Origin of the sequence: Hahella chejuensis KCTC 2396, from assembly GCF_000012985.1 — a bacterium.
Lineage (GTDB): Bacteria > Pseudomonadota > Gammaproteobacteria > Pseudomonadales > Oleiphilaceae > Hahella > Hahella chejuensis.
Map to the genome: position 1 here is coordinate 3,642,935 of NC_007645.1, position 12,510 is coordinate 3,655,444.

At 51.2% G+C, this 12,510-nt stretch carries 11 protein-coding genes and 1 pseudogene; 4 read left to right on the plus strand and 8 right to left on the minus strand.

Features of this window, described 5'->3' with window-relative positions:
* Nucleotides 1-754: 754 nt before the first annotated feature.
* Nucleotides 755-1,519 carry a hypothetical protein gene (locus tag HCH_RS15695; protein WP_011397307.1) on the plus strand — a complete coding sequence of 255 codons (765 nt, stop codon included), beginning with the start codon at nucleotides 755-757 and terminating at the stop codon, nucleotides 1,517-1,519.
* Between the two features lie 62 nt (nucleotides 1,520-1,581).
* Here the strand turns inward: HCH_RS15695 and HCH_RS15700 are convergent, their stop codons facing one another.
* Nucleotides 1,582-2,532 (minus strand): zinc-binding dehydrogenase, encoded by a 951-nt coding sequence (locus HCH_RS15700; protein ID WP_041598699.1) that lies wholly within the window; start codon nucleotides 2,530-2,532, stop codon nucleotides 1,582-1,584.
* 108 nt (nucleotides 2,533-2,640) lie between these two features.
* Here HCH_RS15700 and HCH_RS15705 point away from each other — a divergent pair, with 108 nt between their 5' ends.
* The gene (locus tag HCH_RS15705; protein WP_148212586.1) at nucleotides 2,641-2,970 is read left to right on the plus strand and encodes a winged helix-turn-helix transcriptional regulator; all 330 of its coding nucleotides are present in this window, start codon (nucleotides 2,641-2,643) and stop codon (nucleotides 2,968-2,970) included.
* A gap of 126 nt (nucleotides 2,971-3,096) precedes the next feature.
* Here the strand turns inward: HCH_RS15705 and HCH_RS15710 are convergent, their stop codons facing one another.
* The 5 genes from HCH_RS15710 to HCH_RS15730 all read right to left on the minus strand — a co-directional run bounded on the left by HCH_RS15710 (nucleotide 3,097) and on the right by HCH_RS15730 (nucleotide 5,717).
* Nucleotides 3,097-3,507 (minus strand): hypothetical protein, encoded by a 411-nt coding sequence (locus tag HCH_RS15710; protein ID WP_148212587.1) that lies wholly within the window; start codon nucleotides 3,505-3,507, stop codon nucleotides 3,097-3,099.
* A gap of 128 nt (nucleotides 3,508-3,635) precedes the next feature.
* Nucleotides 3,636-3,947: a hypothetical protein gene (locus HCH_RS15715; RefSeq protein WP_041598700.1), complete on the minus strand. Its 312-nt coding sequence runs from the start codon at nucleotides 3,945-3,947 to the stop codon at nucleotides 3,636-3,638.
* Nucleotides 3,948-4,060: 113 nt separating this feature from the next.
* The gene (locus tag HCH_RS15720) at nucleotides 4,061-4,462 is read right to left on the minus strand and encodes a hypothetical protein (RefSeq protein WP_011397311.1); all 402 of its coding nucleotides are present in this window, start codon (nucleotides 4,460-4,462) and stop codon (nucleotides 4,061-4,063) included.
* A 40-nt stretch (nucleotides 4,463-4,502) separates the two neighbouring features.
* Complete coding sequence (locus HCH_RS15725) at nucleotides 4,503-4,946, minus strand: DUF6334 family protein (protein ID WP_041598701.1); 444 nt, start codon at nucleotides 4,944-4,946, stop codon at nucleotides 4,503-4,505.
* A 126-nt stretch (nucleotides 4,947-5,072) separates the two neighbouring features.
* Entirely contained in the window at nucleotides 5,073-5,717 is a 645-nt protein-coding gene (locus tag HCH_RS15730) for a YwqG family protein (protein WP_158304965.1), read from the minus strand.
* A gap of 131 nt (nucleotides 5,718-5,848) precedes the next feature.
* Here HCH_RS15730 and HCH_RS15735 point away from each other — a divergent pair, with 131 nt between their 5' ends.
* Nucleotides 5,849-6,343 carry a hypothetical protein gene (locus tag HCH_RS15735; RefSeq protein ID WP_011397313.1) on the plus strand — a complete coding sequence of 165 codons (495 nt, stop codon included), beginning with the start codon at nucleotides 5,849-5,851 and terminating at the stop codon, nucleotides 6,341-6,343.
* A 95-nt stretch (nucleotides 6,344-6,438) separates the two neighbouring features.
* On the opposite strand, the gene HCH_RS15740 is transcribed toward HCH_RS15735, so the two are convergent.
* Nucleotides 6,439-8,163, minus strand: coding sequence for a potassium/proton antiporter (locus HCH_RS15740; RefSeq protein WP_011397314.1), 1,725 nt, complete (start codon nucleotides 8,161-8,163; stop codon nucleotides 6,439-6,441).
* Between the two features lie 270 nt (nucleotides 8,164-8,433).
* Between HCH_RS15740 and HCH_RS15745 the strand changes: the two genes are divergently transcribed.
* The gene (locus HCH_RS15745; protein ID WP_011397315.1) at nucleotides 8,434-10,710 is read left to right on the plus strand and encodes a pyridoxal-dependent decarboxylase; all 2,277 of its coding nucleotides are present in this window, start codon (nucleotides 8,434-8,436) and stop codon (nucleotides 10,708-10,710) included.
* Between the two features lie 111 nt (nucleotides 10,711-10,821).
* Here the strand turns inward: HCH_RS15745 and HCH_RS35115 are convergent.
* Nucleotides 10,822-11,926, minus strand: a pseudogene (locus HCH_RS35115) (diguanylate cyclase domain-containing protein).
* Nucleotides 11,927-12,510: the final 584 nt, after the last annotated feature.

The following is a 12,510-nucleotide window of genomic DNA, read 5'->3' on the forward strand; positions in this document are numbered from 1 at the left end:
TGCTGATTCTGCTATGCCTTCAGAGATAGATTCATGAATTTAACATTAAAAAATGTTAGGAAGCGGATACATCAATGCGCTCTTTTAGCGCTACAACACACCCTCTGCAATCTATGTCACAGCCGTCAATATACAGCCAGCTTCCACAGACCATTTGCAACCAATTGTTCACAAATGGCCAGCTCACGTTAGCGCATTATTTAAAACAGTTCAACCGGTAAAGAACAAGGTTATTAATACTTGGGAACGTTTACTTAAATTGATCTTATATTAATTTGATTTGGCGCATTCTTTTAATTTTTATCTTTGTCAACCGTAGAAAATAACGTTGCGCAGTATGAATTGGCTACCAATAGAGGATTGTCTATAAATAGAGTAGCTCTATTTATAATCAAACTTAAAAATTAGTTAATAAATACACGCCATTCAAATCGCAACATTACCTCATCTTTTAAACGCCCCAGCGCCACGGCCCCCATTACCTAACAGAAGCGTAACCTCACCGGCGTCCGCATTTTGGATCGCCTGTAAGTTCAGCGCAGGGCAGTAAAGAAGAAGGGGCAAAGCGCCATAACCGTCTCGTTGTGAAGTGTTGGCGACTGCAGTCGTAATTGGGGGCGCAGGCTTTCGATAATGGCCCTGGGCTTACGCTTTTTTGCTAGCACCGAATTACGAAGGCGTCTGGTATGATCCGAAGGAGTTAAACGCCTCTTGGGCGAGCATCCTAACAACAAAAATCACGGAGTCTGGCGAGATGCATATCGGGCCGAAGTTTTTACTTGCCGCCATCAGAAGAAGAATCAAAGACGAGGGGCTGAGTTACGGCTATTTGTCGGAGAAAACCGGCATCCCCCTGTCGAGCATCAAGCGTCACCTGCACAACCCGTCACTGGGACTGGATAAGATCCTGATGTATGTCGGCTACCTTAATACCGATCTGGTGGAGCTGACCAAACTCGCCAACAAGCTGCAGCATGAGAACGAGCAGTTTATTTCCGACAAACAGAGCGAGCTGTTTCTGGAGCACCCTTACCTGCTCGATTTCATCAACATGGTGACGTCCCACAATATGACGCCGGAAGCTGTGGCGGAGAAACATGGGCTCAGCGAGACCAGTCTGCGCTTTTATCTGCGCATCGCCGAGATCCTCGGCTACATCGATGACTTTGGCGACGGCTCCTTTTATCAGTCCGGACGTCGCTATTTATTGGAGGAAGGCTCCGCCCTGGACAGCCTGTTTCGACGCCGCTTCCAGGAGGAATCCCTGTCCCACAACATCCACCCTGGCGTCTGCGTCGGCCGCATCAGAATGACGGAGGCGCAGAGAGTCCAACTCGAAGACGACCTTTACGACAAACTCATCGAACTCAACGCCGTCAACTCCTCCAACGACGAAGGCGAACCCACCAACGTCCTCATGCGCTGCACCCCAGGCAAACTAACCCAGTTTTCCGACGGCCTGCCGAATATCGATGGGCAACTGCTGAAGTATGTGTCGGAGATGTTTGCTAAGGCTTAGGGGACGGCTTCAGGGCGACCAAGCGGGAAGCGGACCATCGAGTCCGCTTCGAATAGAGAAATTCAGTCTATCTCAATCACGATTTTTCCTTTTCGCCCGCCGCTCTCTATAAGCTGATGGGCTTCTGCAATGTCATCCAGCTTCATATGTTTCTCGATTACAGGAGATAAGTGACCGGCCTCTACCGCAGCGGCGAGCTTTGACAACCTGATTGAAGACTGTGTCGTAAACACGAAATGTATCTCGCCATTCACAGGCCACCCAGAAAACAGGTTTTGCGGCTGTGATTGATCTACGATCGATATCACTTTTCCCTTGTTGGCCAACAGCCCCAAACTCAATTCAATCGTTTTCTGGCCAACAGTGTCCAAGATGATATCAAACCCGCCCGGGTGGTCATTTTGTATACGCTCATAAACATTGTCTTTGCGGTAATCGTAAACACCTTCCGCCCCAAGAGACTTAACAAAATCAATACTCCCCTCAGAGCAAGTAGTGATCGCATAGGCTCCAAACATCCTGGCTATTTGCAGTGCGTATACGCCAACGCCTCCGGCGCCTCCGTGGATAAGCACTTTATCGCCTGCCTGTATCCGGCCCCGTTCAACCAGACATTCCCATGCCGTGCCGCACGCCAAAGGGAGCGCAGCCGATTCCAGGTGTGAAAGGTTCTTAGGTTTTTTTGCAAGTAAACAGGCTTTTTCTACGTGGTGTGAAGCGTAGCCGCCCTCATTCTGGAGAAGCCTCGGAACGTAAAACACCTCATCTCCAATCGACAGGTTCTCGACATTACTTCCTACATTTTCAACTACACCAGAAATATCCACACCGAGTCTGGCGGGTAACTTTATTTCACTAGCATAATCTCCCCGCCTTGTTTGGATATCGACGGGATTAACTGATGTTGCATGAACTCTCACCAGTACCTCGTCGTCATTAGGCGTGGGTGTTGGCGCCGTTTTTAGCCGCATGTTAGACGCCGCCCCAAACTCTTCAATAACAATCGCTTTCACTTTACGTCTCCGTTTCGTTATGACGAGGCGGATAATAAATAACAGGCTTAATTTGCGTAAGTACGCACATTTATGATACCTAGTGTCTATTTTTATACTGCCTTGATTATGAATTACGACGAACCTTTTGGCTGCTCTGTGACGACCACACTCAATGTTATTGGAGGACGTTGGAAGCCGGTGATTCTGTTTCACCTGCTTGAGAACGGAGTAGTCCGCTTTAATCAGTTAAAACGAATGACGGACGGGATTACCCAGCGCATGCTGACGAATCAGCTCAAAGAGCTTGTATCTGACGGTATTGTTGAGAGAAAAGTGATAGAAGTCGTGCCGCCTCACGTTGAGTATCTATTGACCGACTACGGAAAAACTCTCACACCGATTCTTATTGAAATGCGCGAATGGGGCGCCAAACATGCTGAAAAGCAATCGCTTTAAAAACTGAAGTCTGTTAAGAAGTAACAATCCGTTTATCAATTCATAAGGATATTAATTTCAGGAGGGGTATCGCACATGTGTAAGCAAGATATAAACGCCAAAAGAAAATCAAATAAATAAGGTGGATTATAACCAGAAATTTATGGTAGCGCTGATAAGCAACGCGAAGACCAGGATTGCAAATACTCTCCACCCATAATCCCAGATGCTTTTTTGGTGCTTCTTTGAAAGAAGCTGACATTTTATCAGCAAAGTATCTTTGGGAATATCCAACTTAAAAGATATCGGGCATGGAGAGAAGGCTAAGTACTCTCCAGCCCACATAGACTTTTTATCTACGCCTAAAAAAGCACCGTCTTTATCGTAATAGGAGAAGCAAGCGTGGAAATCGTCTCCATCAATTAGACCCGGCGCCTCTATCCGCGCCTGAAAGGATGTCCTCGGTGTTTCTTCCTCATCGTCCACAATCGAGTGTTCTCGTACTACGTATTCAAGAATCTTGATTTCATTATCGACATTTTCCAGTTCGATGTTCAATTTAATACGCCCCCAATCCCATTGTTTATATGATCTTTTACCACTTCGATTCTCGTACGATCTACTAACCAGATTAATTTTTAGGCTGGATAGATCAGCGCCTCCCTGGTTGATCGAAGTTCTCACTCTTATAAGTTGTGAGTATGCTTAACCCCCTTTGGGAGAACCATAAACCCATCTCCTTGAAAACCCAGATATAGGGGGCGCCCTTTTTCATTGGGATTCCAGCCATTCTTCAGACCAAAGATTATAGCATCTCGTACAGTCTTTGGTCTTACCTCCACTCCCCAGGCATAAGGGTCTATAAATAAAACCTGCCCACTCTTTTCGGCCATAAAAACAGTAATATGACTAGCTCTACTTTCTAAGCAGTTCCCGCGAATGCACCAGTTATAGGCAACGCCTTCCACTACTATTTTTCGAATGCTTGCCTGGGTCATTTTAATTATTACCTCCTAAAAAATATATAAAATTCAGGGAGGATATATTTGAGCCATTTAAATCGCCGCATAATAACAAATAAATACATACATAAGGTGAAACAGTTTATTCATTAACACTTCTCCTTAACTATATTTACATCTTGGTTTTGATAGAGTTTATCTTTAAGCCTTGTTAAAAGCCCAGTAAAAAGATCAAGTGTTTCCTTACTCCTTCCTCTAATGGGCTCTTCCATCTCTAAGAAGCAGCTCCATGTAATCCCTTGCTCTTCTTCGTCAAAATACTCTCTGGTAAACTCTGCTCCTCGCTCACCAGTGCAGCCTATCCACACGTATTGCGGATGCTGCATCAAGTTTACTCGCCAAGTTCCGTCTTTTTGCACAACATTTTTTTCAGGAAATTCATCCGCTTGAAAGAAAAGGCCCAAGAATCTAGCCAAACACTCACCAGGGTTATCCTGAGGCGATTGGACATTGATCAAATCAGAAACAAAATAAATGGTTTCACTTTTCATCGAAAGGATTGCCGAAGCCTTTACTCTTTATAACATCAAATTATTGAGTAAATGTAATAGCACTGCACTTTTCCGCAATATCTCGCTGCATGATTTCTGAACCGAGAGCAACCAGTTGTACTATTACTGAGCGAGATTCAGTGCTTTTCGCAAATTCAAGCTGAATTCCATCAAAGTAGCCTTGCTGATTATGAAGCACCCAAGACCATAGCAGCGGATTCCCAATTGCTAATGACCAAGGCCGTCTTTTCATAAACGATATGGTTGTCCATTTAGGATCACTGCACCAATCGTTTGGATGCAGTACAAAGCTGTCATCCTCTTGGACCACAATGTAAAATTTTGACTTCTCGAAAATGAACCCCATCGCGCATAAAACACACTCGAGACTGCTTTCTTCACAATTCTCAAAATACCCAACAACATCTACTAACTTTTGCTCAGAGTTTGCGTAGTTTGATAATATTTGTTGATTTACGCTCATACCTAATACTTTCGCCCTTTATTCCCGCCGGTTTGATAGTCTTGAGAGCAGTCTCCGCTTTCAGCCATGTTCGCTATTCTCTCCAAACGATTTCCCTCTCAAACTTATCACTACAGTGTCTGGAGCCTAACCCGCATCAGACTTTAAATTGCCAAAGTCTTTTTGTATAAGTTTTGATTTTTCGATAAAAATCATTAATTTATCACCATCATGCCAGCACCATTCAAGCTCATCATGCGATGATAGCGTAAGCAACGAAACCCAGTCCTCACCAGGTGTTGGATCGTAGGCAAGCGAAGAGTGAGACGGATAGCCCAGTATGTAATCATCACAAATCCCCTCAAGATCTTGTATTGCATACAACGCATCCGTATCAAAAGGCCAGTCCTGTCTTAGCTCCTCATGCCTTGGAATTTCAACTCCAGTTTGAAGAAGAATCTTCCTGGCTTGCACTACACCTTCGGGGTCTGGATACAATGATAGTTCTTCGGTATTAGGCCAGTAATATCCCAAAACATAGCCGTCATCCCCCCAAAATACCTCGCCATTTTCGTCAAAGGCGTAAAAAAGAGAAAGAAGCCCTACTTTGGGCAACGACGCAGGGCCATTCTGAATTTCTGAAAAATTGATTTGCCCAAGAAACCGATACTCGCCAATATCATGGACTGGCCATTCATTCAATGTCTGCGGCGACGGCGCCAGACGCCGCCATATCAGTCTCAAAGGCGTATCTTTACCTGCACGCCGTATTCTGGGTTTGGCAATAAACACATAAAAACATAGAGATATGGCGGAGCATGGAAAGTGGGGCGGTTCCTGCGATTCGGGATAACGAACGGGACACCATAACCGACATGGAGAGTCGCTTCCAGTCACAGCTTTTCGAGATATAGGAGGCGATTATGAAAACAGTTTTATCCCTGACGCTTTGCGCCGCATCCATCGTCCTGGCGTCCGGGTGCGCCAGTATTGTAAGCGGCAACTCTTACCCTCTCGCTATAGAAAGCCATCCCTCCCAGGCTCAGTTTGTCATCACCAACAAAAACGGCGACGCCATTCACTCAGGCGTGACGCCGGAAACAGTAACCTTGCAAAGTGGAAGCGGCTATTTTTCCAGCGAGAAATATAAAGTTCGCTTCAGCAAAACCGGTTTTCACGAGAAAGAAGTTGAAGTAAACACCACGCTGGATGGATGGTATTTCGGCAATATTTTATTGGGTGGACTGATCGGATTGCTGGTAGTGGACCCGGTCACCGGGGCCATGTGGAAACTGCCGGAAAAAACAGAAGTCACCCTGGACGAAGTGGTCGCCAATGGGAGCCAAACACACATCAAGATCGTCACCATAGACGACGTTCCCATGGCGGATCGCAACAGGCTGATTCCCTTGCGTTAATACAGAAAGGGCCAAGCACAGGCGCTTGGCCGAGTTTGCATACGGCCTCTCAATTTGTGGATTAATAGAGTGTTTGACTTGCAACTGTACAGGGATCAGCTCCGCCCCAGTTTCAGCCCGATCGCGGCAATGACGCCTTCTTTAACTTCTTTCACCACAAACTGCACCGGCCCGAGTTGGACCCGGTCGCCCACCACCGGTTTGCCATGAAACTGACGAAGGATGAAGCCGGCCACAGTCTGCTCCGGGTCTTTGTCACTGACGTCAAAGCAATACAACTGCGCCAGCTCCGCCAGTCTGGCGTTGGGCTGAATGGCGAATTCGCCGAAAAACAGACTGGCGTCCAGTGGTCGAAGCTGTTCCGGGGCGAAATATCGTCCCAACGCGCCTCCCGCCCTTTCCGTCGCCAGCGCCATCACATAGTCATCCAACGCCAACGTCTGCTCCGCAGGCGCTTCTAGCAGAACGCCCCGACGAATAACGCCAATCAACTGGGCGCCCTCCGATAGCGGTAACTGGCTCCCCTGTTTTCCCAGCGCGCGGCAGCTTGCCGACACTTGATATAGCAGCACGGATTTTTCATGCTCGTCTGGAACTTTCAGCATCAGATGTTCCGGCTCCCGCACCGGCGGCGGTAATTCCACCCGCAGCCATCTGGCGATGGGCGCAATAGTCCAGCCTTGCAGAATCAACGAAATCAGCACCACGAAGAACACCAGTTCGAAATAGATGCGGGTGTTCTCCAGCCCCGCCAAAGAGGGGAACAGGGCAAGGATAATCGGCACCGCGCCGCGCAAGCCGCACCAGCTGATAAAGACCTGTTCGCGCCACGGAAAATGAAAGGGAGCCAGGGACAGCAGCACCGCCAGGGGGCGAGCGAAAAAGATCAGCACGAACGCGATGGCGATCGCCGGCGCGATAATCGGCGTCATTTTGCTCGGCGTAATCAACAGCCCCAACATCAGAAACATGATGATCTGGCTCAACCAGGCCAGCCCATCATGAAAACGATGGATGTCGCCGCCGTAGGGCAACGATTTAGCGCCGATCATCACCCCCACGATATAGATCGCAAGAAAGCCGCTGCCGCCCAACAGGTTGGTCACGCCGAAGAGGCTCAGCGCCCCGGTCAACGCCAACAGCGGATACAGAGAAGCGGATAATTGCAGCCGGGCGAGCAGCCTCGACAATATGTAACCACCAGCGCCCCCCGCCGCCAGCCCCAGCCCCATTTGAATCGCCAGTTCGCTTAACAGGGACCAGCCGGGGTTGCCGGTAGGCGCGCTCAATAACTGCACCAGGGTGATGGTCAGAAATATCGCCATCGGATCATTGGAGCCGGATTCGATTTCCAGGGTGGCGCCGGTGCGTTCTTTCAACTCCAGACCCGCGCTGCGTAGCAGGCCGAACACCGCCGCAGCGTCCGTGGAGCCGACAATCGCCCCAATCAACAGACCTTCTTGCCAAGACAGGTCGAGAATCCAGTGGGCGGCCAGCCCGGTCAAACCCGCGGTCACCAGAACGCCAACGGTGGCCAGCGACAATGCCGGGCGCAGGCTGACGCGGAAGGTATCCCGGCGCGCGCCCAGACCGCCGTCAAAAATGATCACCGCCAACGCCAGGTTGCCGACCAGAAACGCCAGGCCGAAATCGTCGAACTTAATGCCTCCGGGCCCGTCCTCCCCCGCCAGCATGCCCAGGACCAAAAACACCAGCAACAGCGGCGCTCCGAGTCGACGCGACAGCACACTGGTGAATACGCAAAGCAACGCCAATAAGGCGCTACCGAAAATAAACTGGTAAGTAGTTTCTATTGTCATCCGTTAGTCAGCTCGCCGCCCATCTCGCGTCACTCCTTATACTCGCAAAAATCGGGCGTATGGCGCCGCTTAGAGACGCGCTTCCACCCCAATTTTCTCCGGTTGCTAAATCCCCTGACTGTACTAAGATAGCCATCTCGCGACCGCTGTCTCTGAGTGGACGATTTCACGCCGTACTGATCAAGCTTGTTTCTGATTAGGAAACACCCGCCTTAAATATCGCGATTACCCCAACATTGCATGTTAAGCACAATAAAACGGAGACCCGTAATGGAAATGACTTCCCCAAGAAGGAAATTTGTCTCACGCGATGTTCTAAAACAAGTTAAATCCCATTTAAAACAAGGCCTGGTCGGCGCCCCCTTACTGGACGACACCTCCATCGCCGGCTGGTTTATGGGCACAAAAGGCGAAAATCTTGAAGTAGTGAAGAAGTTGTTGACCGCCGTTGTCGACAAAACCCTGGAAGGGCGCACCAATCTGTTTCCGGAAGATCCCGGATACATCACGGATAAAGTGAAGTCTTCCGATGCGTACATTCAGGCGTTGCAGAATATCGAGCAGCGCAGCGACGATCTTCTCAGTCTGTTGACGCAGTACTCCGTCCCCTTCTCCAGCCTGCGCTATCAAGGGCATATGACCTGGGACATCACTCTGCCTGCGATTATCGGCTACCTGTCCGGCATGCTGCAGAACCAGAATAACGTCACGCCCCAGGCCGCGCCGGCGACGACATTGTTGGAAATCGTGGCCGCCAACGACGTGGCGCAAATGGCCGGTTTCAACGTGCGTCCGCTGGAGAACGACAGCGAGTCCGCCGAACCGCGTTCCTGGTCGCATATCACCAGCGGCGGTACGGTCGCCAATATCGAAAGCGTGTGGGCCGCCCGTGAGCTCAAATACATGCCTCTGGGCATAAAATATGCGCTGGAGGACGGACAACCCTATGCCTCTATCCGCAACAGCCTCACCCTGCCTGACGGCCAGCGGGTCGCAGACGCCAGCGCCTGGCGTCTGCTTAACCTGATGCAGGACGACGCGTTGAATCTGCCAGGCAAAATAGCCGGTTTGCTCAACGTGGACGAAGCGGACGTCTGGAAAACGTTGGGAGAAGGCTATTCGCTCAACGCCCGAGGCATGACCTTCTTCCAGAACAAATATCTGGCGGCGGAGAACATCAAGGCGCCGGCGATCATTGTACCCTCCACCAAGCATTACTCCTGGGTGAAGTCCGCCGCCGTACTTGGCCTGGGCGGCGGTCAGAAAGGCTTGACCGAAGCGCAGATGGCGGACATCAACGTGATTGGCGACGACGCCGTGCTGAATGTCTATGTGGACGAAGAAGGCAGAGTAAAAACCGATCTGCTGCAGGCCGTGTTGAACACCTGCAAGCAGAATAAAAAGCCCATCCTGATGAATGTGGCGGTATTCGGCTCCACCGAAGAAGGCGCGGTGGACCCGGTGGAAAAAATTCTGCAAATCCGCGAAGACTTCCGTCGCGACGCCGAGCCATTCGAGTATGCGGTGCATACCGACGGCGCCTGGGGCGGCTACTTCATGGCCTGTATCCGCAAGCCGTTCGAGATGGGTTCCGAGCCACAACAGGGCAAGCTGGCCACAGATCAGTTTGACAATGGCGACACCTGGTTCAGAGCGTCCGTGTACGAAAGTATGGCCCATGTGCATCGTTGCGACAGCGCCACGATCGATCCGCACAAAATGGGTTACATCCCCTACCCGGCGGGCAGCCTGACTTACCGCAATGAGAAAATCATCAACCTGCTAAGCTTCAGCGCGCCTTACATCAGCTCGGAAGGCGACAGCGACAGCATCAACACCCGCAATATCGGCGAGTCCGGCCTGGAAGGCTCCAAACCGGGCGCGGCGGCGACGGCGGTTTACCTCAGCCATCAAACCATCCGTCCAGACAAGCGCGGCTATGGCCATATCATCAATCAGAGCATGTTGAACTCGAAGTTGTTCTATCTGTATCTGGCGACCATGGACATCGCCTTCCCGGACGACAAGTTCGATCTGGTGCTGCTGACTCCCATGCCCAAAGAACAGGAAATGCAGCGTAAAGCCATCGCTGAGATGTTGTGGAAACGTCAGGTCTCCAAGCGTGACCTGTTGCAGCATCGGGAGATCAGCTCATTCCTGCGCAAAATCTCCGGCGACCAGAATATCGTGGACTATGTGTTCGTCGACAAGAATGACCGCTCTGTGGAGCGGACGCTGCAGCTCAACAACGCCCTGTTTGACAAGCTCAGCGTGCCGCCGGGACAACCGGTATCTCCAGATCAAGTGTTCGTGTCCATGACCACTTTCAACCGGGATGACTACGGCAATGACTTTATGAACGCCCTGGGCGAGCGTCTGTTTGAGAACCCCCAGCAAGTAAACGCCATTCCCTGCATCCGCTCGGTGATCCTGGACCCATGGGCGATCTATACCCATGAGCATGATCAAATGGGGCTGTATAACTTCTTTACCGATATTTTCCTGCCGAAGTTGAGAAAAGAAGTGAATCTGTTGTGCGGGCAATAATCGTCTGACTCAACAGATACTAGGTTGTAAGCACATGCAGTGACGTATCTTCCACGCGGCCGCGCCTTCCCGGTCGCGTGTCTTTTTGCGCCATCGTTTTCTGGATGGGTCTCAGGCGTAACCGTAGTTATTCTTGCCCTTGCGTTTAATCTGATACATCGCCGCATCCGCATTGCGCAGTAATGCTTCCGGGTCATCGCCATTTTGCGGATAGGACGCCACGCCAATACTGGCCCCGATATAGACTTCCACTTCGCTGCCGTCGTTTGAAGTCACCGTCACCGGCATGGAGAGCGTCTTGATAATCTGATGGGCGATCACGCCGGCATGCTCACGACGTTGCAGATCCGGGATCAGCACGATGAATTCGTCGCCGCCAATTGTCCGATGCTCGCACAGAGGATTGCAGGCGCACCGCTACCTCCTTCAAAAGACAGCCGCCGCCGTCATGGCCATGCTGGTCATTCACCGCCTTAAACCCGTCCAGATCGATGAACAACAACGCCGCGATGGCCTCATTGCGCCTGGCGACGGCGATCATGCGGCCGAGCCGGTCCTTGCACAAGCGCACCGTAGGCACGCCGGTCAGCGCATCGTAATGCGCCAGCTTTTTAAGTTCCGCCTTGGCTTTTTCCGACTCATCCAGGGCGTTCTGCAATGCGCTGATATCGTATTCGGACACCAGTATCACGTATTCTCCGCTCACCGGATGCCGGCTGGCGCGCATATCCACCGTGTGCTTGCGAACGCCGCGACGGGTGATCATCAAGTGGTCCTGCGAACTGTCCAGCAACGCCTGCCCTTGACGCAGCCTTTCTCTGCCTTCCTCCAGATCATGAAAGCGGCTTTCGAACACGGAAACCCCTGTCGGCGCCCCCTCTCTCACCGCATACCCATAGAGTTCTGTGGCGGCGGGATTTTCAAACAATGGCTGTCCGTCCAGAGAGAAACTTGTCACAGCGACCGAGGTGTAATGTATCGCCTCCGCAAACAGGCATTGCTCCGGGTTGTCTCCCGCCTCCCCGCCGCCGGAAATAAACGCAATGGTCCCGCGATGACGCTCAGGCCCCAACAGAACCGCTTTGTGACGAATATGCAGGCGCGTAGGTTGCTCGTTGGGATAGGCGGTCCAGGGATCGACGGATACGCCTTCCAGCGCCGCCTTTTCGAAGGTCTGCTGCATGCGGCGTCGCGCGCTGGCGGTATCCCCCGACATGTCCTTGTCGATCACCTGCTGGACGTTATCCAGCCCCCAGAACGCCACGCCCGCCGCATTGGCCCACCAGAAAGCGTGCACATCCAGGTCGAAAATAAAGATCACATCGGGATGCAAATCAAAGAACGCAACGTCAGCGCGGGACTCCAATACCGGAAGGCGACTGATATCAATGTCTTTGTACAAAGGACACGCTCCTTCCGGCCACTGCGACAAGGCCCCGGCTTCATGGTTGTAAAGGAAGTCCAAGATCCCTGTCCGCTCATCCTTGTGACCGACTATGTATAAGAATTAGTCAGAAATGGTGGAAGCGCCAGTTATGGGCAGGCCAATTCACAGTATCCGGAACCGCCCATGCAGTAGGTTTGTCGCCAGGTTGGCAGGTTGGCAGGTCAGCAGGTCAGCAGGTCAGCAGGTCGGAAAAGCGCAGCGCCTTCCGACACACCAAGTCAGTAGTCCAAGCGGCGCTTTCGATTGAACGACATTTGTTGCGCATGGTGCGTCTCCCCTGAGATAGACTCCACGCCCACGTTGGATGGCGCTTTGCTTATCCAACCTACGGATAGCCTCGGAGGCGCGTAAAC

What these genes read in the sequence shown, in the direction of transcription:
- HCH_RS15695 (WP_011397307.1), top strand. Translation starts at nt 755, where the DNA reads ATGCATATCGGGCCGAAGTTTTTACTTGCCGCCATCAGAAGAAGAATC.
- HCH_RS15705 (WP_148212586.1), top strand. Translation starts at nt 2,641, where the DNA reads ATGAATTACGACGAACCTTTTGGCTGCTCTGTGACGACCACACTCAAT.
- HCH_RS15715 (WP_041598700.1), bottom strand. Translation starts at nt 3,947, where the DNA reads ATGACCCAGGCAAGCATTCGAAAAATAGTAGTGGAAGGCGTTGCCTAT.
- HCH_RS15720 (WP_011397311.1), bottom strand. Translation starts at nt 4,462, where the DNA reads ATGAAAAGTGAAACCATTTATTTTGTTTCTGATTTGATCAATGTCCAA.
- HCH_RS15725 (WP_041598701.1), bottom strand. Translation starts at nt 4,946, where the DNA reads ATGAGCGTAAATCAACAAATATTATCAAACTACGCAAACTCTGAGCAA.
- HCH_RS15735 (WP_011397313.1), top strand. Translation starts at nt 5,849, where the DNA reads ATGAAAACAGTTTTATCCCTGACGCTTTGCGCCGCATCCATCGTCCTG.
- HCH_RS15740 (WP_011397314.1), bottom strand. Translation starts at nt 8,163, where the DNA reads ATGACAATAGAAACTACTTACCAGTTTATTTTCGGTAGCGCCTTATTG.
- HCH_RS15745 (WP_011397315.1), top strand. Translation starts at nt 8,434, where the DNA reads ATGGAAATGACTTCCCCAAGAAGGAAATTTGTCTCACGCGATGTTCTA.